Here is a 23,240-nt window from a genome sequence, read left to right as displayed (position 1 = left end):
GGGACGGACCCGCTGGCGCGGTCTTCGGCAAGCGGCCCGGACGGGCTGACCGGGCGCACGCCGGGCGGCGCGGACTCGGGGGCGCGGCGCATGCCGGACGGCGCGGGCTCGGGGGCGCGGCGCATGCCGGGCGGCGCGGGCTCGGGGGCGCGGCGCATGCCAGACGGCCAGGACCCGCTGAACCGGCGCGAGCCGGACGGCGCGGGCCTCCTCGTGCGGCGCCTGCCGGGCGGCGGCGCGGGCGCGCGTGTGCGGCGGGTCGCGGGGCGGATGCGGGGGTGGGGCGGGGTGGCCGCCATGGGTGTGGCCTGCGCGCTCACCGCGTCCCTCGTCACCCTGCTGCCCCTCGCGTCGCACGACGAGGACGGCGCGGCGGCCGTGCCCCGGACGGCCGGCACCGGCGTGGGCGCCGGCGTCCAGATCAAGGCCGACACCTGCGAGCACCCCGAGGCCTCCGTCACGCCCTCCTCGGCGGACGGCCCGTCGATCCAGGCGATCAAGGACCGCGGGAAGCTGATCGTCGGCGTCGACCAGTCCAGCTACCGCTGGGGCTACCGGAACCCGGAGAAGGGCGTCCTGGAGGGCTTCGACATCGACCTGGCCCGGGCCATCGCCAAGGACATCCTCGGCGACCCGGCGGCGATCATCTTCCGCACGATCCCGACCAACCAGCGGATCGCCGCGCTCAACAGCGGCAAGGTCGACCTCGTCGTGCGCACCATGACGATCAACTGCAAGCGGATCGAGCAGGTCGCCTTCTCCACCGCCTACTTCCAGGCCGGACAGCAGGTCCTCGCGCCCAAGCTCGCTACGGGGATCACCGGCTACGACTCCTCGCTGCGCGGCAAGCGGATCTGCACCGCCGAGGGCTCCACGGCCTACGACGCGCTGGCGGAGAACTCCTTCGGCGCGATCATCAAGGACGAGGGCGACGGCACCAAGGACGACCCGGACCTGCTGACCGTACCCAACCAGCTGGACTGCCTGGTCCGGCTCCAGCTGGGCGAGGTCGACGCCGTCGTCACCGACAACGCCCTCGCGGCCGGCCAGGCCGCGCAGGATCCGGCGGTCGAGCTCAAGGGCAAGCCGTTCACCCAGGAGTACTACGGGGTCGCGGCCAAGCTGGGCAACGACGACCTGGTGCGCCGGGTCAACCAGGTCCTGGTGGGCTACCGGCAGGGCCCCTGGCAGAAGGCGTACAAGGAGTGGCTGGAGAAGGACCTGCCCGGGATAACCGGGCCACCGGCCCCGCTGTACAAGTAGCAGCCCCGTACCCGCCCCCGCGGGCAACCCAGTACACGAAGCGGAAGAGGTGACCGATGGGCGTCACGGGACCCCCCGGGCCGGTGATGGACCGGGACGAGGTGGACCGTGCGCTGGCGCGGCTCGGCGCCGAGCACAAGGCGGTCGAGGACTCGCTCCTCGCGCTCCAGGACCACGCCGGCCGCAGGCTGCTCGAAGGGGCCGAGCTGACCGGCACGACCCGGGACCGGTGGGCGGCCGCCGAGCGGACCATCACCCTGCTCTGGACCTGCTTCGACGTGTACACCGGCGCCCTGCGGGACGCCCGTGAGCTGCGGGCGCGGCGCCGCTGGCCCGGCCGGGAGGAGCTCGTGGAGCTCACCGACCGGCTGCGCGGCGACACCGTGCTCGTCCCGGGCGGGGCCGCCGAGGGCGCGCTGCTCACCGAGCGGTTCAGCCTGGAGGGTCTCGTCCGGCGGATGAACGAGCTGTACGCCTCCTCGCTCGACCTGGTCGTCACGGCCGACGCCGTCTGGTCGGCGCTGCCGGCCCGGATAGACCTGCTCGCGGCCGAGCTGGGCCGGACGCGTTCGCTGGCGCACTCGGTCGGCGTGCGGCCCGGGGAGCACCCGGGCGGGGACGAGCTGGAGGCGATCACCGCCGAGCTGACCGCGCTGCGCTCCCAGGTCGTGACCGATCCGCTGGCGTTCTGGCGCCCGGCGGCGGGGAGTTCGGCGCCCGGCGGCGGCCGCCCCGACACCGAGCGGTACGACCGGGCCGCCCTGGCCCTGGAGGACGTCCGGCGGGAGATCGAGGCGGTCCTCGCGGTCCGGCAGGACTCCGAGGACCGGCTGCTCCGGCTGCGGGACGTGCTCTCGCGGGCGGACCGGACGCTCGCCGAGGCGCGGTCGGCGCGCGGCGAGGTCCTCGCGAAGATCGCCGCCTCCGAGGTGCCGGCCGTCAGCGGGCCGCCGATCGTGCTCCAGGAGCGGCTCGCGGCCGCCGCCGAGTACCGCCGGCACGCCCAGTGGCACCGGCTCTCCCCGCTCCTGGAGTCCCTGGAGCGGGAGGCGGAGGACGAACTGCTGCGGGCCCGCGAGTCGTTGACGGCCGTGACCGCGCCGCTCGCGGTCCGGGCCGAGCTGCGCGGCCGGCTCGACGCGTACAAGGCGAAGGCGGCGCGGCTCGGCGCGGCGGAGGACCCGCTGCTCGTCGAGCGGTACGACGCGGCGCGCCGGATGCTGTGGAGCGCGCCCTGCGATCTGCGGGTCGCCGAGCAGGCGGTGCTGCGCTATCAGCGGGCGGTCGCGGACGTACTGTCCGGGCCGAGGGACACGAGGGACGCGGGAGACACGGGAGGACACCGGTGAGCGGGGAGACGGGCGTGGGGAGCTGTCAGCGTCCTTCGTGCGAGGGCTCGTACGAGGACATGGGAGGCGGCGAGCTGTACTGCGACACCTGCGGGCTCGCCCCGGTCGTCGCGCCCGGAGGGATGATCGGGTCGACGCCGACCGGGATGGCCGTGCCCGGCAAGGGGACGGGCGGCGTCGGCGGGCCGGACTCCGGCTCCTCGCGGAGCAGTTCGCGCGCCTCCTCCCGTGCCTCGTCCCGCTCCTCGACCTCGCGCCGTTCGGTCTCCGGCCGGCTCTCGCGCTCGCTCTCCGGTGCCTCGACCGGCCGCTCGGTGTCGGTGCGCAGCTCGGGCTCGTCGTCCGGGCAGTCCGCCCGGAACCGGCTGGGCGCGGGCCTGGTGGCGATCCCCGAGGTGCCGCGCCCGGATCCGCGGGCCGCGGTGATGGAGAACGCCGAGGTTCCCGAGCGGAAGCGTTTCTGCTCCCGCTCGGACTGCGGGGCCCCGGTGGGCCGCTCGCGCGGCGACCGGCCGGGCCGCACGGAGGGCTTCTGCACCACGTGCGGGCACCCGTACTCCTTCGTGCCGAAGCTGCGCGCCGGGGACATCGTCCACGGCCAGTACGAGGTCGCGGGCTGCCTCGCGCACGGCGGGCTCGGCTGGATCTACCTCGCCGTCGACCGGGCCGTCTCCGACCGGTGGGTGGTCCTCAAGGGCCTGCTCGACACCGGCGACCAGGACGCCATGGCCGCGGCGATCTCCGAGCGCCGCTTCCTCGCCGAGATCGAGCACTCCAACATCGTCCGCATCTACAACTTCGTCGAGCACCTCGACCAGCGCACCGGCTCCCTGGACGGCTACATCGTCATGGAGTACGTCGGCGGCAAGTCGCTCAAGGAGATCGCCAACGACCTGCGCACCCCGGAGGGCCGCCGCGACCCGCTGCCGGTCGAGCAGGCCTGCGCGTACGGGATCGAGGCCCTGGAGGCGCTCGGCCATCTGCACAGCAGGAACCTGCTGTACTGCGACTTCAAGGTCGACAACGCCATACAGACCGAGGACCAGCTGAAGCTCATCGACATGGGCGCGGTCCGCCGGATGGACGACGCCGAGTCCGCGATCTACGGCACGGTCGGCTACCAGGCGCCGGAGGTGGCCGAGGTCGGCCCGTCGGTGGCGAGCGACCTGTACACGGTGGCGCGCACGCTCGCCGTGATGACCTTCGACTTCCAGGGCTACACGAACGTCTTCGTGGACTCTCTGCCCGACCCCGAGCACATCGAGGTCTTCCGGACGTACGAGTCGTACTACCGCTTCCTGGTCCGCGCCACCGACCCGGACCCGGCCCGCCGGTTCGCCTCCGCGCAGGAGATGGCGGAGCAGCTGACGGGCGTGCTGCGCGAGGTCGTGGCGCTCCAGTCGGGGCGGCCGCGGCCGGCGCTGTCGACGCTGTTCGGCACGGAGGTGCGGGTCACGGACACGGAGCTGTTCGCCGAGCTCACGCAGGACGTGTCGCTGCTCGGCGCCCGCCGGTCGCACAAGCGACGGGGGGCGGCGGCCGCCGGGGCGCTGGGGACGGGGGCGGTTCCGGGTCAGGCGCCGGGTGCCGTTCCGGGCCAGGCGCTGCCCGCCGGGGCTGGTGCGGTGCCGGGGCAGCTGCCTGGTGCGGTTCCGGGGCAGGCGCTGCCCGCCGGGGCTGGTGCGGTGCCGGGGCAGCTGCCTGGTGCGGTTCCGGGGCACGCCCTGCCCGCCGAGGTGCCCTCGGCCGCCGGGTCCTCGGTCGCCGCGCCCTCGCCCGCCGGGTCCTCGGTCGCCGCGCCCTCGCCCGCCGCCGCGTCCTCGTTCGCCGGGCCCGGGCTCGCCGTGGTGCTCGCGCCGCTCGACGCGCCCGCCACCGCGCTCGCGCTGCCCGTGCCGCGCGTCGACACCGGCGACCCCAACGCCGGTTTCCTCGCCGGGCTCGCGGCCGCCGCCCCCGGCGAGCTGCTCGGGGCGCTCCAGGGCGCGCCCGCCCCCTCCACCGAGCTGCGGCTCCGCACCCTGCGGGCCCAGCTGGAGCTGGGCGACCTGCCCGCCGCCGCACGGACCCTCACGGGTCTTGAGGAGCGGGACCCGGACGACTGGCGGATCGTCTGGTACCGGGGCGTCGCCTCCCTGGTGACCGGGGACCACGAGCACGCGGCCCTCGCCTTCGACGCGGTCTACGACGCCTTCCCGGGCGAGCCGGCGCCGAAGCTGGCCCTCGGGATCTGCGCCGAGGTCCTCGGCCAGCTGGACAACGCCGCCGAGTACTACCGCCTGGTGTGGGCCACGGACCCCGGCTTCGTCAGCGCGGCCTTCGGACTCGCCCGGGTGCGGCTCGCGGCGGGCGACCGCGGCGGAGCCGTACAGGCCCTGGAGTCCGTACCGGAGGCGTCGATCCACTACACGGCGGCGCGGGTCGCGGCCGTGCGGGCGCGGCTGCGGCGGCGCCCGGCGCACGAGCCGCTCGGCGCCGATCTGACGGCGGCCGCGGCGCAGGTCTCCGCGCTCCAGGGCTTCGGTCTCGACGCGGTGCGCCGGGAGCGGTTGTCGACGGAGGTCCTCGGGACGGCCCTCGACTGGGTACTCTCCGGGAGTCCCGGTGCGGCACCGGGCGGCGGCGCGCTGCTGCTCGGCAGTGAACTGGACGAGCGCGGACTGCGCTTCGGCCTCGAACGCTCGTACCGGGTGCTCGCCCGGCTCGCCCAGCGCGGCGAGGAGAGGATCGAACTGGTGGAGCGGGCCAACCGCTTCCGCCCCCGGACGTGGGTGTGAGGATGTCCCAGAAGCCGAAGCCGTCGCACGGACTCGCCGCCTGCCCGGGCTGCGCGGAACCGCTGGAGTCGGGTGACCGGTTCTGCGGGGTGTGCGGCTACGACCTGTCGGCCGTGCCCGCCGCCGAGACCGGTGCCGACCGCCCGACCGTGGCGATCGGGACCCCCGTGAGCTGGCCGGACGCCCCGCCCCGCGACCCCGGTTCGCTGTCGACCCTGACCCAGCATCCGGGCGACCTCCCGGGCACCGACTCCGGCGGCCGCGACCTGCCGACAGGTAGTAGCCGCTCGGACGGCCCCACGCCGCCCGAGCCCGCCTCCACTCGGCCCGCCTCCGCTCAGCCCGCCTCCGCCGTGCCCGGCGGGGACTTCGAGCTGGCCGCGCCCGACCCCCGCGCCGCCGTACGCGTCGACGCGGCCCCGGCCGCCGAGCCGGCGGCTCCCGCGCCCGCGGCCGCCCTGTGCGTGGCCTGCCGGGCCGGGCGGGTGGACACCGACGGGTACTGCGAGAACTGCGGGCACGCCCAGCCGCGCGAGCGCGACCACGTGGAGCGGGAGCTCTCCGGCGTCGCCGCCGTCAGCGACCGCGGGCTGCGCCACCACCGCAACGAGGACGCGTTCGCCGTCGCGACGACCACCCTGCCCGACGGCTCCCCCGCCACCCTCGCGATCGTCTGCGACGGCGTCTCCTCGGCGACCCGCCCCGACGAGGCCTCCGCCGCCGCCGCCGAGGCCGCCGGCGCCTCGCTGCTCGCGGCGCTGCCCCGGGGCACGCACCCGCAGCAGGCGATGCACGAGGCGATCGTGGCCGCCGCCGAGGCCGTCAACTCCCTTGCGGAGGAGCCCGGCCAGGACGGCGCGGAGCACGACCCGCACCGCCACCGCAACGCCCCGGCGTGCACCCTCGTCGGCTCCGTGGTCGCCGCGGGCCTGCTCGTCGTGGGCTGGGTCGGCGACAGCCGGGTCTACTGGGTGCCGGACGACCGCAGCACCCCGCCGGCCCGGCTCACCGAGGACGACTCGTGGGCGGCGCAGATGGTCGCGGCGGGCCTGATGAACGAGGCCGAGGCGTACGCGGACGAGCGCGCCCACGCGATCACCGGCTGGCTCGGCGCCGACTCGTACGAACTGGACCCGCACACGGCCGCGTTCAAGCCGGATCGTTCCGGCGTGGTGGTGGTCTGCACGGACGGGCTGTGGAACTACGCGGAGGCCGCGGAGGACATGGCCCGGGCCGTCCCGGCGGACGCGGCGGACCGGCTGCTGCACGGCGCCCAGGTCCTGGTCGGCCACGCCCTGGACGGCGGAGGCCACGACAACATCACGGTCGCGCTCGTCCCGTTCGCCGTCACTCCACAAGGGGCAGGATCCGCCTGAGAGCGGTCGCCGATCCCCGTCCCCTTCACCGTTGTTGCGTCTGTCGCGTAGGAGCCGAAAACAGATGGCGAACTTCTCCAAGCCGACCGTGCCCCAGTTCTCGGTGGACGTCTACCAGAACGAGTTCCTGCCGGAGGGCGGCCGGGACGTCAGCGCGATCGTCACGGTCACCTCGACCGGGGGCGGCACCACCGGCGCGTTCACGGGCGGCGGCACGGCCGGTGTCGTGATCATGGTCGACTGCTCCGGCTCGATGGACTACCCCGCGACCAAGATGCGCGGCGCGCGGGAGGCGACCGCCGCCGCCGTCGACACCCTGCGCGACGGCACGCACTTCGCCGTCGTCGCCGGGACGCACGTGGCGAAGGAGGTCTACCCGGGGAACGGCGGACTCGCCGTCGCCGACGCCCGGACCCGCGCCGAGGCCAAGGACGCGCTGCGCCGGCTCTCCGCGGGCGGCGGCACGGCGATCGGCACCTGGCTGCGCCTCGCGGACCGGCTGCTCTCCTCCGCCGCGCTCACCATCCGGCACGGCATCCTGCTCACCGACGGCCGCAACGAGCACGAGTCGCCGGAGGAGCTGCGGGCCGCGCTCGACGCCTGCGCGGGCCGGTTCACCTGCGACGCGCGCGGGGTCGGCACGGACTGGGAGGTCAAGGAGGTCACCGCGATCGCCTCGGCGCTCCTCGGCACCGCCGACATCGTCGCCGACCCGGCCGGGCTCGCCGCCGACTTCACGGCGATGATGGAGCACGCGATGGGCAAGGGCGTGGCGGACGTCGCGCTGCGCCTGTGGACCCCGGTGGGGGTCGAGATCATGTTCGTGAAGCAGGTGGCGCCCGCCGTCGAGGACCTGACGGGACGGCGTACGGAGGCCGGGCCGCGCGCCGGGGACTACCCGACGGGCTCGTGGGGCGACGAGTCCCGCGACTACCACGTGAGCGTGCGGGTCCCGCAGGCCGCGGTCGGCCAGGAGATGCTGGCCGCCCGGGTCTCCCTGCTCGCCCCGGACCCGGCGGGCGGCGATCCCCGCCCGCTGTCTCAGGGACTGGTACGGGCGGTGTGGACGGACGACGTCGCGATGTCGACGTCGATCAATCCGCAGGTCGCGCACTACACGGGCCAGGCCGAGCTGGCGGACGCCATCCAGCAGGGCCTGGATGCCCGCAAATCGGGCGATCGCGACGGCGCGACGGCCAAATTGGGCCGTGCCGTGCAGCTCGCGGCGGCCTCCGGCAACGCGGATACCGCGAAACTGCTTTCGAAGGTGGTCGACGTCGTCGACGCGGCGACCGGTACTGTGCGTTTGAAGGCGAAGGTCGCGGAAGCGGACGAGATGACACTCGAGACCCGCTCCACCAAGACCGTTCGCGTCAAGAGGTAGCCCGGCCACCGGGCCGGACGACGAGAGGGGGAAGCACCGACATGCCGACCTGCCCGAACGGACACCAGTCGGTCTCCGACGACTGGTGCGAGGTCTGCGGCCATCGCATGGCCGGAGCGGGTGCGCCGACGGGTGCCGTACCGCCGCCTCCCCCGCCGCCGCCCCCCGCGTACGGATACCCGGGCCCCGCCGGCCCCGGTCCGGGCCAGCCGCCGATGGGCCCGCCGCCGGGTGCCCCGGGTGGTTACGGCCCCGGAGGCCCTGGTGCTCCCGGCGCCCCCGCCGCCCCCGGTGGTTTCGGCCCCGGTGGCGACCCGAACGCCACCGCCCAGGCGGAGCTGTGCCCGCAGTGCCGTACGCCGCGCGAGCCCATGGCGCCGTTCTGCGAGGAGTGCCGCTGGAACTTCCTCACGAACACGGCCACCTCGTACACGCCGCTGGCCCCGCACAACGCACCGCACAGCGCCCCGCACAACGCCCCGCCGCAGCAGCCCGGGCCGCCGCCCGGCCTGAACCTGCCGCCGGGCTTCCAGTCCCCGCCGCCCGCGCCGCCGCAGCAGCAGGACCCGTTCGGCTACCAGGGCTCGCGGCCCTCGCAGGTGAACCGGCCGGCCGAGCCGCTGGGCGCCGAGCCCACGCACCACCAGGCCCCGCCGCAGCGCCAGGCGGCGCATCAGCAGCAGCCGCCCGCCCCGCCCGGGTACGTCCAGGCCCCGGCGCAGGCTCCGGCCCCGCCCGCGCCGCCGCAGCCGCGCGCGGACGACGACTGGGTCCTGTCGCCGCCGTCGCAGCACCAGCCGCCCCAGGCGCCGCCCGCCCCGCCGCGGCACCAGGCGCCGCAGGCCCCGCCGCACCAGGCCCCGCCGCACCAGGCCCCGCCGCCGCCTCCGCAGGAGTTCCAGGCCCCGCCGCCTCCGCAGGAGTACCAGCCCCCGCAGCCTCCGCCGCACCAGGGGCCCCCGCAGCACCAGGGTCAGCAGCCTCCGCACCAGGGTCAGCAGCCTCCTCAGCAGTTCCAGCCGCCGAGGCCGCAGCAGCCGCTGACCTGGACCGCGGTCATCGGTCCCGACCGTGAGTACTTCATGGCGATGATGCAGCGCAGCGGTCCGGAGGCGACGGGCCTGAACCTGCCCGCGTACTCGCCGGACAAGCACCTGCCGCTCCAGGGCAACCAGGTCTCCATCGGCCGCCGCCGGCACTCCACCGGCGAGTCCCCCGACATCGACCTGTCGGTGCCGCCGGAGGACCCGGGCGTCTCGCACCAGCACGCCGTGCTCGTGCAGCAGCCGGACGGCTCGTGGGCGGTGGTGGACCAGAACTCCACCAACGGCACCACGGTCAACGGCGGCGAGGAGCCGATCCAGCCCTACGTCCCGATCCAGCTCCAGGACGGCGACCGGGTGCACGTCGGCGCCTGGACCACGATCACGATCCGGCTCTCCTGACCGTCAGGCGGTCCCCGGCAGGGGCCAGGCGTACGGCCCTCCGGGGTCGTCAAGCCAGGCCCACTGCCGGCCGCCGCTGACCGTCACCCCGAAGCGCTCCCGCCCCGGCCGCCGCTCGCGCAGCCAGAGCGAGAGCGCTTCGCGCCGGTCGAGGGTCCCGCCGACCAGGCCCCGCAGGAAGAGGAAGCGCTCGTGCCCGGACGGCCCGGGGTACGGGTTGTCCCGCTCCGGGACCTGGGCGGCGACGCCCCGGAGCGCCACGAAGTACGCGGAGGTCGCGAGGAACCGTCCCTCCGCGTGCTCGGCGTCGCGCACCCGCAGCAGGATGAGACCGGTGGAGAGCGGGGCGAGCACGAGCGCGCCGGGCCGGCACTGGGCGAGCCAGGGGTACGGGACGGAGGGCACCGCGCAGGTCGCGACGATCCGGTCGTACGGGGCGCGCTCGGGGCAGCCGCGGGCGCCGTCGGCGGCGAGCACCGCGGGCCGGTACCCGGCGGCCGCGAGGTGGGACCTGGCGGACTCGGCGATCTCCTCGTCCAGGTCGACGGTGGTGACGTGCTCCTCGCCGAGGCGGTGGCAGAGCAGGGCCGCGTGGTAGCCGCTGCCCGCGCCGATCTCCAGGACGTCGTGCCCGTCGCGTACGTCCAGGGCGTCGAGCATCAGGGCCATCAGGGAGGGCTGGCTGGCGGAGGAGACCAGTTCCCCGTCCCGTATCCGGGTGGCGATCGCCGTGTCCGCGTACGCGCCGCGCAGCCAGCGGTCCCGCCGCTCCGGCTCGGGGGCGCCGGACCAGAGCCGCTCGTAGCCGCCGGTCGCGGAGACGTAGTAGTACGGGACGAAGAGATGGCGCGGCACCTCGGCGAAGGCCGCCCGCCAGGCGGGATCGGCGAGCAGGCCGTCCGCCTCGATCTCCCGCACGAGCGCGCGCCGCTCCCGCGCGCCGGCCTGGGCGAACTCGTCCATGCCCCTACTCTCCCGCCCCGCGCGGCCCCCGGGCGAGCGGCCGTACGGGCGGTCCTAAGTCTCGGGACCTCGGCCGGGCATCTGAGACGATGGAACGGTGAACGAGATTCCCGGGGAAACAGTGCAGGAGCAGACCTTCTACGAGCAGGTCGGCGGCGAGGAGACGTTCCGCCGCCTGGTCCACCGCTTCTACGAGGGCGTCGCGGCCGACCCGCTGCTGCGCCCGATGTACCCCGAGGAGGACCTCGGCCCGGCCGAGGAGCGCCTCGCCCTCTTCCTGATGCAGTACTGGGGCGGCCCCCGCACCTACAGCGACCACCGCGGCCACCCCCGCCTCCGCATGCGCCACGCGCCGTTCACCGTGGACCAGGCCGCGCACGACGCCTGGCTGCGCCACATGCGCGACGCCCTCGACTCCCTCGGCCTCGCACCGGAGCACGAGGCCGAGCTGTGGCGGTACCTGACGTACGCGGCGGCCTCGATGGTGAACAGCGCGAACTAGCGCGTCGCCGCCCGGCGGCACGGACTGAAATCGAGCCGTCCGGCGCGGCGGGCGGTGACCGCGGCAGGCTGCGGCCCGTCGACCTGGAGGTCGGTCACCGCGGGGTGAGACCCATCCCGATGGGTACGGTGCGCAGCGCGATCGAGCCGTACGGGGTACGCAGCCGCAGCCACGGCCCGGAGGCGAAGAGGGCCACCGGGGCGTCCCCGGGCGGCAGGAAGCCGAGCGACTGGGCCGCGTGGACGGCGCGCAGCGGCAGGCCGGTGGTGCCCAGGGTGCGGGACCAGATCTCGCGGCCGAGGACGTCGCGCTCGGCGCGGGTGCGCCGCTCCTCCGGCAGCTCCTCGTCCCGCGTACGGAACTCGCGGACGGCGGCCGCGACGGCGCCCCGCATCCCGGCGGCGTCGGGCAGGCCGGGGACCGGCTCCCAGCCGCCGCGCGGCGGGAGCACCCCGGTCCACGGCGGGCCGGTCACGGAGTCCGGGACGACCGCCTTGCCGGCCGACTCCTCGATGCCGTCGAGGAGTTCACCGGCGGAGACGGTGACGTCGAGGTCCACGGCGTCGACGAGCCGGGCGGTGCGGATCGCGAGCACCTCGAACGACGGCGGCCGCCCGAAGACGGCGAGCGCCCCGCCGCCGGCCTGGAGGCGGACGGCGGCGGCCCGGTCGTAGTGGACGAGCCGGGTGAGGAAGGCGGCGAGGGCCGCCGCCTCCCTGGCGTCGGCGAAGTGCAGCGGAGCGAGCACGGTCATGCGGCGGACGACATCCCGTCGTCGACGTACTCCTCCAGGAAGCTGCGCTCCTCGGCGGAGATCCGCCGGGGTCGCTGTGCCTCCAGGTCGAAGGGCACGACGACCGTCGAGGCCCGTACGTACGTGACGTCCGGGTCCTTGATCTCATAGGCGATCGTCAGGGACGCGGCGCCTATCTTCGTGACCCACGACTCGATGGTCACCGGCTCGTGCCGGTGGACCAGCGGCCGCACGTAGTCGATCTCGTGCCGGGCCACGACGGACCCGCCGGAGAACGAGGGGGAACCGTCCCCCGGCGCCAGCCGGAACATGAAGTCGATCCGCGCCTCTTCCAGGTACCGCAGGAAGACGACGTTGTTGACGTGCCCGAAGGCGTCCATGTCCGACCAGCGCAGGGGACAGCTGTAGATGTGCCGAGCCATGAGCTGATCAGCCCCGGGTCAGCTTCTTGTAGGTGGCGCGGTGCGGACGGGCCGCGTCCGGGCCGAGGCGCTCGATCTTGTTCTTCTCGTACGACTCGAAGTTGCCCTCGAACCAGAACCACTTCGAGTCGCCCTCGTAGGCGAGGATGTGGGTGGCCACTCGGTCCAGGAACCAGCGGTCGTGGGAGATGACCACGGCCGCACCCGGGAACTCGAGGAGAGCGTTCTCCAGGGAGGACAGGGTCTCGACGTCGAGGTCGTTGGTGGGCTCGTCGAGGAGCAGCAGGTTGCCGCCCTGCTTGAGGGTGAGCGCGAGGTTCAGGCGGTTGCGCTCACCGCCGGAGAGCACACCGGCCGGCTTCTGCTGGTCCGGGCCCTTGAAGCCGAACGCGGAGACGTACGCCCGGGAGGGCATCTCGACGTGGCCGACGTTGATGTAGTCGAGCTCGTCGGAGACGACGGCCCACAGCGTCTTCTTCGGGTCGATGTTGGCGCGGCTCTGGTCGACGTACGAGATCTTGACGGTCTCGCCGACCTTGACGGAGCCGGAGTCCGGGGTCTCCAGACCCTGGAGCATCTTGAAGAGCGTGGTCTTGCCGGCGCCGTTCGGGCCGATGACGCCGACGATGCCGTTACGCGGCAGCGTGAAGCTGAGGTCGTCGATGAGGACCTTGTCGCCGAAGGCCTTCGAGAGGTTCTCGACCTCGACGACGATGGAGCCCAGACGCGGGCCCGGCGGGATCTGGATCTCCTCGAAGTCCAGCTTCCGCATCTTGTCGGCCTCGGCCGCCATCTCCTCGTACCGCGCGAGACGGGCCTTGGACTTGGCCTGGCGGCCCTTGGCGTTCGACCGCACCCACTCGAGCTCTTCCTTGAGCCGCTTGGCGCGCTTGGCGTCCTTCTGGCCCTCGACCTTGAGGCGGGTGGCCTTGGTGTCGAGGTAGGTGGAGTAGTTGCCCTCGTAGGGGTGGGCGCGACCGCGGTCGAGCTCCAGGATCCACTCGGCGACGTTGTCGAGGAAGTACCGGTCGTGGGTGACGGCGACGACGGTGCCGGGGTACTTGGCGAGGTGCTGCTCCAGCCAGTTCACCGACTCGGCGTCGAGGTGGTTGGTGGGCTCGTCGAGGAGGAGCAGGTCGGGCGCCTCGATGAGGAGCTTGCAGAGCGCGACGCGGCGCTTCTCGCCACCGGAGAGGTTGGTGACCGGCCAGTCGCTGGGCGGGCAGCCGAGGGCGTCCATGGCCTGCTCGAGCTGCGCGTCGAGGTCCCAGGCGTTGGCGTGGTCCAGGTCCTCCTGGAGCTTGCCCATCTCGTCCATGAGCGCGTCCGAGTAGTCGGTCGCCATGAGCTCGGCGACCTCGTTGAAGCGCTTCAGCTTCGCCATGACGTCGGCGGCGCCGTCCTGGACGTTCTCGAGGACGGTCTTGGTCTCGTCGAGCGGCGGCTCCTGGAGGAGCATGCCGACGGTGAAGCCGGGCGACAGGAACGCGTCACCGTTGGACGGCTGCTCGAGGCCCGCCATGATCTTCAGAACGGTGGACTTACCGGCACCGTTCGGGCCGACCACACCGATCTTCGCGCCCGGCAGGAAGCTCAGCGTCACGTCATCCAGGATGACCTTGTCGCCGTGCGCCTTGCGCGTCTTGCGCATCGTGTAGATGTACTCAGCCAAGAGAAACCGTCCGGCAAGGAGTGAGTGGGCAGATACACCCCATCTTGCCTGACCGCCACCCCCGGGAGCCAACCAGTAGGCACGGGCCCCCCTGACCTGCGGGTTCCCGGACCCCCTGGGTAGCGGTCCCGTCACCGTTCGTCGCGGACGTGCGACGACCCCGGGCGCGGGTGCGGCCGGGGTCGTGCGGGGTCACGCTGGGTCGAGCGGTGGGGCCGGGGTCACCGGCCGCCGGGGTTACTGGCCGGCGGGGTTACCGGCCGGCGGGGTTACTGGCCGGCGGTCTTCTTCTTGCGGAGGAAGAACACCGCGCCGCCACCGATCACGACGAGGACGGCGGCGATGCCGGCGATCATCGGCGTGGCGCTGGAGCTGCCGGTCTCGGCGAGGTCGCCGCCACCGGTCGTGGTGCCGCCCGTGGTGTCACCGGTGGTACCGCCGGTGGTCGACGGGGTGGAAGGCGTGGCCGAGGGGGTGGTGGAGGGGGTCTCCGACGGCTTCGGGCCGGGGGTGGCCGTCTTGCAGTCCAGGACGCCCTCGAAGGTCTCCTCGAAGCCGTTCGGGCCGGTGATCGTGAACTTGTACGCCTCGTCCTCGGCGAGCGGGACGGCGATGTTCTTCGTCTCACCGGCGGCGACCGTGTACGAGGTGCCCTTCAGGTCGAAGGTCCAGGCCTCGTCGCCCTTGTTGGAGGCGATGACCTCCAGGCCGCCCTTGGCGCAGTCCTTGGCGACCGAGACGGACGGGACGGCACCCTTCTTGGCCCACGTGGCGGAGGCCTTGGCGGTGACGGTGGAGTCGCTGGAGCCGGCCAGGATCAGGGTCTGCGAAGGGCCGTCGATGGAGACGAAGGCGCGGCCGAGGGAGACCTTGGTGGTGGCCTCGGCGGTCAGCTCGGCGGTGCCGTCGCCGGTGCCGGCCGGGACGTCGAAGTAGACCTGGTCACCGTTCTTGGCCTCGGTGACCGGCTTGCCGTCCTTGCCGACGATCTGGACGCCGGCGGGAGCGCCCGCGGCGGTCGCGAGCTTGGCGGTGGCGTTGGTGGTGACGGTGATCGGGCCGAGCTTCTCGCCGGCCTTGCCCGCCACGGTGGCCGGGGAGAGGCTCAGGGAGGCCGTCGGCTCGTCGAGCTCGACCGCCTTCTCCAGGAGGTACTCCTTCAGCTTCTCGGCGTCCTCGTCCTTCGGCGTCGCGACGACGTTGTCGGAGAGGGTCCAGATCGCGGCCTGGGTGCCGGCGGCGGCCTCGCCCTTGGAGAGGTCGGCGCCCACCTTGCCGCCGAGGGTCTCGGCGGACAGCTTCGGGTAGGAGTTCTCCAGGATCCAGAGGATCTTGCCCGCGTTGCCGTTGTTGTGCAGGGAGGACTCGTCCCAGCCGACTTCCTTGTAGTCGAAGTCGCGCTTCGCCCCGGTGCGGAGGTCGATGCAGTAGGTGAAGAGCGTGCCCCCGCCGTCGACCTCCATCTTGAACAGACCGCCACCGACGGACCACTTGGTGCCGTTCTTCTCGGTGATCTCGACGGAGCCCTTGTCCTCCGTGAAACCGCCGAACTTCGCCGTGACACCGCCGGCACCCGGGGCACCTTCATCGGCCAGGGCCGGACCGGCGGTCGCTATCGCACCGGTCGCGACGAGGCCGGACACCAGGATCGTGGCTGCCAGGCGGGCAATGCCACGCCCACGAACTGAAAACATCGGATTCCCCTCCGGGCGCGCCGCTCCGCGAACTTGGTCGATTCGCGTGGGGGGAGCGCACGCCAGCAGAACTCACAGACTCGATGGGCTCATGTGCCGCATGAGTATTCGGGAATCCTAGGGACGTAAAAGCCCCCTGTGCCCTGTCGTGCGGTCAGATAACCATTCCGACTCGGAATCGTTACCACCCAGGCGAGTTGGTCGACAAATCACCACCACGCAAGGTCAGGAAGCGGTTACCAGCTGGGGTTTCACCGCCGTCGCCTCCTCCGCCGTCACCGCCCACGGGTCCTGCTCCGGCTGCGTCCCGGGCTCGGACCCGGGACCGGACCCGGGACCGGACCGGCTCTCGGGCTGGAGCCTGGGCTCCGCCCGTGGGGCGCGCCGGAAGGCGGCCGTCCCCCGGCTCAGGTCGTGCCCCACGGCCACGGCGTCCACGTCCACGAAGGTCTTGCGCTGCCCGTCCCGCTCCTCCTCACGGACCTTCAGGCGGCCGTGCACCACAAGGGGTTCGCCGACGGAGACCGAGGCCGCGAGGTTGGCGCCGAGCGAGCGCCAGGCCGACACCGTGTAGAAGCTGGTGTTCCCGTCGGTCCAGAGCCCCCGCTCCCGGTCCCAGCGGCGCGCGGTCACCGCGAACCGGAAGCGGGCCACCCCGCCGGTCACCGTGTCCCGGTACTCCACCGCCGTCGCCACGTTCCCGACGAGCGTCACGGTCGTGTCGTTCATGGTTCCGCCCCCACTCTCCCGGTGTCCTGCTGCGTGGACACCCCGTGGGAACCATGCTGGGGCGACGGGGCGCATCCCGCTCGGGCCTGTGGACCGCCCCGCACCTGTGGACAACTCCCCCACCCGGAAGGGTGATACCGCCCCCTTCCCCTCCCCCTCCCCCTTCCCCTCCCCCTTCCCCGCTACCTTCCCCGAGACCCCGCCCGCGTCGCGCCCAGCCGGTTCGTACGGGAGCGGCTGCCGCCCACGATCCGGGCGGCCGCCGACGGGCGTGAGCCCACGACCGTGGCGTACTGCTCGCGGACCTCCCGGTAGCGCATCAGCTCCGCCGCCACCGGGTCGAGGACCCGGGCCCGGCCGCAGGCGGCGGCCGCCTCCCGCAGGCGGCGCTCGGCCTCCTGCCCGTACCGCCGGGCCGGGCCCTTCACGGCGCCCTCGCAGGCCCATTCGACGAGCGGGCCGCCGATGATCCCGCCGAGCATCACGAGGACCGGCGGCAGCAGGCCCGGCTGGACGACGCCGACGATCTGCCCCACCAGCCAGAGCGCGCCGAAGATCTGCAGGAGCGTCATCGCCGCCTGGGCCAGGACGGCCGCGGGCCACCAGGCGGGCCGGGGCGGCCGGGCCGCCGGGTCCCCGAGGGAGACCGTCAGCTCGTCGAGGGCCTCCGGCAGCCCGTCGGCCCCGCGCGCCGCGGCCTCGCGCACCGCCTGCGCCCAGGGTGCCGGGAGCCCGCGCGAGGCGTCGTCGGCGACGATCCGCACGGCCTGCTCGACGCGCTGGCGGGCCGTCAGCTCGTCCTCGGCGGGGGCGGCGAGGTGCGGGTCGGCGGAGCCGTGCGCGCGCATCCGCTCGTACCAGCGGTAGAGCCGCAGCCAGGGGGTGCCGCAGGCGCGGATGGCGCCGCGGCGCCAGACCCGCTCGGCGGCCTCGCCCGCGGCCTGGGCGCCGACGGCGGCGGCGAGCCGGTCCGTGAAGGCGTCACGGGCCCGTTCGTCGAGGCCGGGTCGTCCGTCGGCGACGTACGCCTGGCGCAGCCGGGCCGCGGCGGAGTCGACGTCGGCGGCGAGGCGGCGCTCGGGGGCGGTGCGTTCCTGGACGAACCGGGCGATGAGCTCGCGCAGTTCGGGCACGCCCTCGCCGGTCAGCGCGGAGAGCGCGAGGACCGTGGCCCCCGGCTCCCCGTGCTCGCCGAGCGCCACGCCGTCCTCGTCGAGGAGGCGGCGCAGGTCGTCGAGGACGAGGTCGGCGGCCTCGGTGCCGAGCCGGTCGATCTGGTTGAGGACGACGAAGGTGACCTCGGCGTGCCCGGCGAGCGGCCGCAGGTAGCGCTCGTGGAGGGCGGCGTCGGCGTACTTCTCGGGGTCGACGACCCAGATCACGGCGTCGACGAGGCCGAGGACCCGGTCGACCTGGTCGCGGTGGGCGGTGACGGCCGAGTCGTGGTCGGGCAGGTCGACGAGGACGAGGCCCTGGAGCCCGGTGTCGGCGGCGCCGCCCGCGAGGGGGCGGCGGCGCAGCCTGCTGGGGACCGCGAGCCGGTCGAGGAGCCCGGCGGCGCCCTCGGACCAGCTGAGCGCGATGGGCGCGCTGGTGGTGGGGCGGCGCAGCCCGGTCTCGGAGACGGGGACGCCGGCGAGGGCGTTGAAGAGCGTGGACTTCCCGCTTCCGGTGGCTCCGGCGAGGGCGATCACGGTGTGCCGGGAGGAGAGCCGCTGACGGGCGGCGGCCTCGTCGAGGACCCGCCCGGCCTCGGCGAGGGCCTCGCTCTCCACCCGGGTACGGGAGAGCCCGACGAGCTCGTGGAGGGCGTCGAGACGGCTGCGCAGGGGCCCGCCGTAGCTGCCGCCGAGGGCGGGCGGGGAGAAGTCCTCGTCGGCCGTCCCCTCCACAGCTCCGCCTTCGCTCCTGCCTTCGACACCGTGATCGGCTCGGTGATCGGCTCCGTGACCGGCTGTGAGATCGGCTGTGAGATCGGATGAACGCCCGGCCTTGTCGGCGGCGCGTCGCGCGATCAGCCCGTCGTCCCAGCGCTCGCGGCCGCGCTCCCGCTCGTCGTCCACCACGTCACTTCTCCTTCTTGAGTACGGAGAGCGCGGCGATCAGCTCCGCCTGCGGCTCGGGGGTCACGTCGAGCGCGTCGAGGGGGGCGAGGCGGCGGTCGCGCTCGGCGTGCAGGACGCGGTCGACGTACGAGAGGACGAGTTCGCCGCCCTTGTCGCGCAGCCGCAGGGCGGCCTGGGCGCCGAGGAGTTCGGCGAGGCGTTCGCCGGCGGCGCGGGCGCGGCGGCCGCCGAGGAGGGAGGCGGCGAGGAGCGCGGCGACGGTGTCGGGCTCGGGGACGGCGCCACGGGACCCGGTGGCTCGGGACCCGGAGGGGCGGTCGACACCCCGTACCTCCTCCTCGGCCAGCTCCTCGAGGACGCGGCGCCAGCGGCGTACCTCCACACCGGTCCGCTCGGCCGCCTCCCGGTCGCCGCCGGTCCGCGGCGGGCCGAGGACCTCGGAGGCGGGTTCGCGGCGCCAGGTGTCCCGGACGCGTTCCTCGGCGGCGGCGACCGCGCAGTGCAGGAGGGCGGCGAGGGACTCGGCGAGGGCATCGAGGAGCTCCTCGGCGGTGCTGTCGCGGGGGTAGCCGCGCCAGCGGGTGCGGGCGTCCCCGGCGAGGACGGCGCCGCGGCCGAGCTCCTTGCGTACGCGGCGGCCCTGCTCGCCGTACGCGGCCTCGACGACGCCGCCGAGGCGGACGGCGGCGGCGTACTGGGCGGCGACCGCGCCGGCCAGCTCGGGCAGCCGTGCGTCGAGGGAGTCGATGACCCCGGCGGCGGTACGGTCGGCGGCCTGCTGGCGGGCGGCCGGGTCCTGGGCGCGGTGGGCGAACCAGGCGCGGAGCGCGGCGACGGCGCTCTCGGGCAGCAGCCCGCTGCCGCCGCCGGCGGACTCGGGCAGTTCGGGGATGGTGAACCGGGGTACGTCCGCGAGGCCGGCCTTGTCGAGCAGGGCCTCGTACTGCCGGGAGACCTCGCCGATGACCTGGTGGGGGACGCGGTCGAGGACGGTGACGAGGGTGGCGTCGTACTCCTTCGCGGTACGGAGCAGGTGCCAGGGCACGGCGTCGGCGTACCGCGAGGCGGTGGTGACCATGACCCAGATGTCGGCGGCGCACATCAACTCGGCGGCCAGGAGCCGGTTCTCGACGACGAGGGAGTCGATGTCGGGGGCGTCGAGGAGGGCGAGCCCGCGGGGCAGCGAGGCGGCCGTCTCGACGCGCAGCGCGTTCTCCTCGGGGGCGGGCTCGTCGACGGGATGGTCCTCGTCGGCCTGGGGCAGCCAGACGCGGGTCAGCTGCGGGAGGACGCGCATCCCGGCGAACCAGTGGTGGTCCTCGGGGTGGCAGACGAGCACGGGCGTCCGGGTCGTCGGCCGGAGCACCCCGGCCTCGCTGACGCGGCGCCCGACAAGGGAGTTGACGAGGGTGGACTTCCCGGCCCCGGTGGACCCGCCGACGACGGCGAGGAGCGGGGCGTCGGGATCTTTCAGGCGGGGCACCAGGTAGTCGTCGAGCTGGGCGAGCAACTCGGCCCGGGTCTGGCGGGCGCGGGGTGTGTCGGGGAGGGGCAGTGGGAGACGCACGGCGGCGACTCGGTCGCGCAGGGCGGAGAGTGCGTCGATCAGCTGAGGCCGTTCGTACAAGGTCACCACATGCGAAGAATGCCCAATTTATGAGTGTTTTTGAAGCGTATTGCGGCCCTGCGCGCCGAAGAGAAGGGTGGTGGCCGGAAGGTCGGGCATAACGAGTGCACAACACCCGCCCCGAGCGGCGCGAAAAGCGCTGCGCGAATCGCACCTGCCTGCGATTATCGGTTCGCTTCACCGAACCTCCACATCGTGCCACGCAGGTGAAGCAACCGGGCCAAGGCGATCGGAGCCCTATCCTTGTCCCGGCAGGCACACCCCACCCACCAGGGGCTCCTGGCCACACGGCCACCACCCGGCCCCCGTAGCTCAGTGGATAGAGCAGGTGCCTTCTAAGCACTTGGCCGCAGGTTCGAGTCCTGCCGGGGGCGCAGCACCGGGACCCTCCTTCGGGAGGGTCCTTTTTGCTGGTCAGGGGATGTTTTCAGCCGGGGGCGGGGGTGCCGAAGAGGGAGCGTCGGATGGCTGAATCCGTCCGGCTGAAACCGGTCAGAGGCAGCCTCTGGCGGCTGGTTTTCCCGAAAACTTCCCGAAGTTTGGGCCGACCCGCAGCCACGCCTCAGTCCGACCGGCGGGCTCTCCTGTGGCGATCACCCCCCCCGGCCGGACGACGGTGAGCCACCCCTCCGCACCGGCCGACAGGGTGGAGCGGGGCACGGGGTGGGGCGAGACGACCGAAGAAGCGAAGATCGCAACCAAGTCGTGCGGCACGCTGGCGCTGAAGCTGGCGCACCACAGGTACGGATCCCCGACGACAGGCTCGGCCCACGCCTGCCAGCCGAGTCGGCCGGGCCGCGGATCGGTATCACGGAGGAGCGGCGGCACCTCCTCCAGGAATCTACGGGGGCAGGCCGATGGCAGGGCGTTACAGTCCGAGAGCAGGAGAGGGGGCCTGATGGCGCTGAACAAGAAGGGTTCTCGGCGGATCACCGTCGACGGGGCCGCCTACCGCTGGCGGATCCGCCGGAAGCCGTCCTACACGCAGGGACTGTGCTGGACGCCTTTGGCCTACGCCGTCGAACTCGCCGACGACGACCGCCCGGGCAGGACGTTGGTTGTCACCACGGGCCAGCCGCACCCCAGTAACTGGCTGGGCGTTGAAGCGGAGCCCGTCAGGCCGGATCATGTTGCCGCCAGTATTAAAGAGGCACTGGCGCAGGGCTGGGAGCCTGCCGGGTCCGGCTTCCCCTTCCTGCTTGACCAGTCGGCGACTTTCGTCCCGTCGCCTTGATCGTCAGACGGCCTGGGGCTAGAGCCCTGAAATAGCTTGCCGGTGCGAGAGGGTGATTCGACGCCGGACCGTGTCGATGTCAAGGATCTTGACCAGTAGTGCGTCACCCACCTGGATGCCGAGCTGAGGGTTTTCCAGGTGCTCGTCGGCCAGTTCGGAGTTGTGTACCAGCCCCTCGAAACCGTTCTCCACCTCTTCAATGCGTACGAAGACGCCGAACGGTATGAGTTTGGTGACGCGGCCGACGAGGGTCTGGCCGATCTGCACGGCCAGCAGCGGCATCGGATCGTCGTGCAGGGCCTTGAGGGACAGTGATACGCGTTCGCGGATGGGATCGACGTCGAGAATTTCGGCGTTGATCTCCTGGCCGACGGAGACGATGTCGGATGGGTGGTCGAAGGGGCGCCATGACAGCTCGGGGATATTGATCATCGCTTCGAAGCCGCCGATGTCCACGAAGGTGACGCCGAAGTCGGCGATGCGGGTCACCGTGCCGGTGACGATCTCGCCTCGGTGAAGGGTCTTGAGGAAGGCCCAGTTCCGGTCGCTCGGCGTCGGCTCTGTCTGCCAGCGGGCCCGTACCACTCCGTCGTCGTCAGGCATGACAGCGGTGAACAGAGGCGCACATTCATCGGCATACACGGACAGGAGCGCTGCAGCCTCGGCATCGGACAGCCGGGCGGCCAACTCCGCGAACTCATCCTCGTCAGCGACAGCGCTGTGGATCCGGCCGCCCTTGTCCTGCCAGACACACTCGACAAGGCCCTCGGCGGGGAGGGCACCGATGACTGCGTCGACGTCGGAGGACAGGTCCGGCCACACGGCCAGCCGGGCGCGGGGAGCGATCCCAGCGCGAACCGTGTCGATGGAGTCTCGCGTGAGGCGGTGCCATCGCGAGGCGCCTTCGACGTACGCCTCTTCCAGGAGCCCGGCGCGGCATGCGGCGACTGCCCAGCGCAGACCGGCCCAGAACTCGTCGTCGCCGGGCCGCTGGACATCTGCGCCATCCATGTCCATCTCGTACGGAGAGGAGTCCAGGCGTTCCGGGAACAGCCCCAGCGCGCGGGTTCGGGCCAGCGCCTCCCCGCAAGGCTGGCTACTGCCGATGTAGAGGTACTGGTCCCATCCCACATGGACCGCGAACGCGCCTTCTGTCTCCAGCCGGCACCAGGCGCCGTTGTCACGCAACATGGCGCGCACCAGCTCCAGAGCGATGTCGAGCGGTACCTCTGCCCCATCGTGAAAACCGGTCGGTCCGGCAGGGAAGAGCCCGGCCAACCCGAAGCCGTCCACCGGAGGCTCCGAACCAAAGTGCGCGAAGGACGGGACCTGCGGTTCACGTACGGCCAGGTGATCGACGCCGGTGTCTTCGGCGAAGGCCGCGACCGCCTGAAGATAAGACGCCTCGACCTCGCCGTGATCGCTGACGGTGTCCTCGCTGCCGGTGTAATGCCCGTGTTCGTCACGGTCGGCGGGGTCGTACTTGGTGACGCGGTAGACGTAGGGGAGCTGCACCGTCCCATCATCCAGCACGCTACCTGCCACCCCCGCGAAGAATTCCCATGGAGGTGAGACAGGCTTCCCGAGCCGCCGAAGAAGGGAAGCCGCTCACCAGGAGATGAGACGGCCCTTCGGTGTGTGCGTGAGCGTCACGCAGCCGATCCAGTCACCACTTTCCGGGTACTCCCAGTTGTCCGCGTCGGCCAGGGCGTTCAGCAGTTCCTCGCGGGCGAGGGGCGGACCGGGCTGGAAGCCAGCTCCCCCGCTCGGAGGCGTCCAGGGGATGACTCGACACACGTCGATCCACCCCCTGTCGATCAGGGGAAGGAGGATGGGGACCAGCTCTCCAGGCGGCGCCGATGCGAGGGGTTCGTCCAGATCGCCTCGGACGCCCGGGAGGATGTCGATCTCAAAGGCGTTGAGCATGAATGCGCGCTCGGCGGCGGAGAGGTTTTCTGGGGCGTTCACGCCGAGATCGTCGCA

The 23,240-nt window shown here is 73.2% G+C and carries 18 protein-coding genes, 1 tRNA gene and 1 pseudogene; 9 read left to right on the top strand and 11 right to left on the bottom strand.

What is annotated here, in order from left to right:
* Positions 1-270: 270 nt before the first annotated feature.
* From ACZ7HT_RS14640 to ACZ7HT_RS14615, 6 genes are all read left to right on the top strand, one after another.
* Positions 271-1,263 (top strand): glutamate ABC transporter substrate-binding protein, encoded by a 993-nt coding sequence (locus ACZ7HT_RS14640; RefSeq protein WP_471164866.1) that lies wholly within the window; start codon positions 271-273, stop codon positions 1,261-1,263.
* 56 nt (positions 1,264-1,319) lie between these two features.
* Entirely contained in the window at positions 1,320-2,612 is a 1,293-nt protein-coding gene (locus tag ACZ7HT_RS14635; RefSeq protein ID WP_471164717.1) for a hypothetical protein, read from the top strand.
* Between the two features lie 59 nt (positions 2,613-2,671).
* Positions 2,672-5,389, top strand: a complete 2,718-nt coding sequence (locus ACZ7HT_RS14630; RefSeq protein ID WP_471164863.1) for a serine/threonine-protein kinase — start codon at positions 2,672-2,674, stop codon at positions 5,387-5,389.
* 2 nt (positions 5,390-5,391) lie between these two features.
* Complete coding sequence (locus ACZ7HT_RS14625) at positions 5,392-6,765, top strand: protein phosphatase 2C domain-containing protein (protein ID WP_471164714.1); 1,374 nt, start codon at positions 5,392-5,394, stop codon at positions 6,763-6,765.
* A gap of 64 nt (positions 6,766-6,829) precedes the next feature.
* Entirely contained in the window at positions 6,830-8,149 is a 1,320-nt protein-coding gene (locus ACZ7HT_RS14620; protein WP_471164711.1) for a vWA domain-containing protein, read from the top strand.
* A gap of 41 nt (positions 8,150-8,190) precedes the next feature.
* Positions 8,191-9,594 (top strand): FHA domain-containing protein, encoded by a 1,404-nt coding sequence (locus tag ACZ7HT_RS14615; RefSeq protein WP_471164708.1) that lies wholly within the window; start codon positions 8,191-8,193, stop codon positions 9,592-9,594.
* Positions 9,595-9,597: 3 nt separating this feature from the next.
* Here ACZ7HT_RS14615 and ACZ7HT_RS14610 read toward each other — a convergent pair whose 3' ends face one another.
* A complete protein-coding gene (locus ACZ7HT_RS14610) occupies positions 9,598-10,557 on the bottom strand; it encodes a methyltransferase domain-containing protein (RefSeq protein ID WP_471164705.1) in 960 nt (319 codons plus the stop codon).
* A gap of 97 nt (positions 10,558-10,654) precedes the next feature.
* Between ACZ7HT_RS14610 and ACZ7HT_RS14605 the strand changes: the two genes are divergently transcribed.
* Positions 10,655-11,059, top strand: a complete 405-nt coding sequence (locus ACZ7HT_RS14605) for a globin (RefSeq protein WP_471164701.1) — start codon at positions 10,655-10,657, stop codon at positions 11,057-11,059.
* Between the two features lie 94 nt (positions 11,060-11,153).
* Here the strand turns inward: ACZ7HT_RS14605 and ACZ7HT_RS14600 are convergent, their stop codons facing one another.
* The 7 genes from ACZ7HT_RS14600 to ACZ7HT_RS14570 form a co-directional block, all read right to left on the bottom strand.
* Positions 11,154-11,813, bottom strand: coding sequence for a DUF8010 domain-containing protein (locus ACZ7HT_RS14600; RefSeq protein WP_471164699.1), 660 nt, complete (start codon positions 11,811-11,813; stop codon positions 11,154-11,156).
* A complete protein-coding gene (locus ACZ7HT_RS14595; protein WP_093876056.1) occupies positions 11,810-12,235 on the bottom strand; it encodes an acyl-CoA thioesterase in 426 nt (141 codons plus the stop codon). The genes ACZ7HT_RS14600 and ACZ7HT_RS14595 overlap by 4 nt, the downstream gene beginning before the upstream one ends.
* Before the next feature lie 7 nt (positions 12,236-12,242).
* Positions 12,243-13,907: an energy-dependent translational throttle protein EttA gene (ettA, locus tag ACZ7HT_RS14590; RefSeq protein WP_471164696.1), complete on the bottom strand. Its 1,665-nt coding sequence runs from the start codon at positions 13,905-13,907 to the stop codon at positions 12,243-12,245.
* A gap of 269 nt (positions 13,908-14,176) precedes the next feature.
* Positions 14,177-15,601 (bottom strand): LAETG motif-containing sortase-dependent surface protein, encoded by a 1,425-nt coding sequence (locus ACZ7HT_RS14585; protein WP_471164691.1) that lies wholly within the window; start codon positions 15,599-15,601, stop codon positions 14,177-14,179.
* 225 nt (positions 15,602-15,826) lie between these two features.
* Complete coding sequence (locus ACZ7HT_RS14580; RefSeq protein ID WP_471164688.1) at positions 15,827-16,330, bottom strand: single-stranded DNA-binding protein; 504 nt, start codon at positions 16,328-16,330, stop codon at positions 15,827-15,829.
* A gap of 182 nt (positions 16,331-16,512) precedes the next feature.
* Positions 16,513-18,396, bottom strand: a complete 1,884-nt coding sequence (locus ACZ7HT_RS14575; protein ID WP_471164685.1) for a GTPase — start codon at positions 18,394-18,396, stop codon at positions 16,513-16,515.
* 1 nt (position 18,397) lies between these two features.
* A complete protein-coding gene (locus tag ACZ7HT_RS14570; RefSeq protein ID WP_471164681.1) occupies positions 18,398-20,032 on the bottom strand; it encodes a dynamin family protein in 1,635 nt (544 codons plus the stop codon).
* Between the two features lie 292 nt (positions 20,033-20,324).
* Between ACZ7HT_RS14570 and ACZ7HT_RS14565 the strand changes: the two genes are divergently transcribed.
* Positions 20,325-20,397 (top strand) — tRNA-Arg (locus tag ACZ7HT_RS14565).
* Between the two features lie 232 nt (positions 20,398-20,629).
* Here ACZ7HT_RS14565 and ACZ7HT_RS14560 read toward each other — a convergent pair.
* A pseudogene (locus tag ACZ7HT_RS14560) lies at positions 20,630-20,860 on the bottom strand (SPDY domain-containing protein); the annotation flags it as partial.
* A 61-nt stretch (positions 20,861-20,921) separates the two neighbouring features.
* Here ACZ7HT_RS14560 and ACZ7HT_RS14555 point away from each other — a divergent pair.
* Positions 20,922-21,257, top strand: coding sequence for a hypothetical protein (locus ACZ7HT_RS14555; RefSeq protein WP_471164679.1), 336 nt, complete (start codon positions 20,922-20,924; stop codon positions 21,255-21,257).
* Positions 21,258-21,275: 18 nt separating this feature from the next.
* Here ACZ7HT_RS14555 and ACZ7HT_RS14550 read toward each other — a convergent pair whose 3' ends face one another.
* Positions 21,276-22,772 carry a S1 RNA-binding domain-containing protein gene (locus ACZ7HT_RS14550; protein WP_471164677.1) on the bottom strand — a complete coding sequence of 499 codons (1,497 nt, stop codon included), beginning with the start codon at positions 22,770-22,772 and terminating at the stop codon, positions 21,276-21,278.
* Positions 22,773-22,865: 93 nt separating this feature from the next.
* Positions 22,866-23,225 carry a hypothetical protein gene (locus ACZ7HT_RS14545; RefSeq protein ID WP_471164675.1) on the bottom strand — a complete coding sequence of 120 codons (360 nt, stop codon included), beginning with the start codon at positions 23,223-23,225 and terminating at the stop codon, positions 22,866-22,868.
* Positions 23,226-23,240: the final 15 nt, after the last annotated feature.

The sequence above is a fragment of the Streptomyces sp. NPDC037410 genome, from assembly GCF_055602235.1.
The sequence above is the reverse complement of the archived record's forward strand: the minus strand, read 5'-3'. Positions and strand labels throughout refer to the sequence as shown.

Coding starts and splice junctions, on each gene's coding strand:
- ACZ7HT_RS14595 (WP_093876056.1), bottom strand. CDS start 12,235: ATGGCTCGGCACATCTACAGCTGTCCCCTGCGCTGGTCGGACATGGAC.
- ACZ7HT_RS14615 (WP_471164708.1), top strand. CDS start 8,191: ATGCCGACCTGCCCGAACGGACACCAGTCGGTCTCCGACGACTGGTGC.
- ACZ7HT_RS14600 (WP_471164699.1), bottom strand. CDS start 11,813: ATGACCGTGCTCGCTCCGCTGCACTTCGCCGACGCCAGGGAGGCGGCG.
- ACZ7HT_RS14585 (WP_471164691.1), bottom strand. CDS start 15,601: ATGTTTTCAGTTCGTGGGCGTGGCATTGCCCGCCTGGCAGCCACGATC.
- ACZ7HT_RS14620 (WP_471164711.1), top strand. CDS start 6,830: ATGGCGAACTTCTCCAAGCCGACCGTGCCCCAGTTCTCGGTGGACGTC.
- ACZ7HT_RS14555 (WP_471164679.1), top strand. CDS start 20,922: ATGGCGCTGAACAAGAAGGGTTCTCGGCGGATCACCGTCGACGGGGCC.
- ACZ7HT_RS14640 (WP_471164866.1), top strand. CDS start 271: ATGCGGGGGTGGGGCGGGGTGGCCGCCATGGGTGTGGCCTGCGCGCTC.
- ACZ7HT_RS14630 (WP_471164863.1), top strand. CDS start 2,672: ATGGGAGGCGGCGAGCTGTACTGCGACACCTGCGGGCTCGCCCCGGTC.
- ACZ7HT_RS14635 (WP_471164717.1), top strand. CDS start 1,320: ATGGGCGTCACGGGACCCCCCGGGCCGGTGATGGACCGGGACGAGGTG.
- ACZ7HT_RS14610 (WP_471164705.1), bottom strand. CDS start 10,557: ATGGACGAGTTCGCCCAGGCCGGCGCGCGGGAGCGGCGCGCGCTCGTG.
- ACZ7HT_RS14625 (WP_471164714.1), top strand. CDS start 5,392: ATGTCCCAGAAGCCGAAGCCGTCGCACGGACTCGCCGCCTGCCCGGGC.
- ACZ7HT_RS14580 (WP_471164688.1), bottom strand. CDS start 16,330: ATGAACGACACGACCGTGACGCTCGTCGGGAACGTGGCGACGGCGGTG.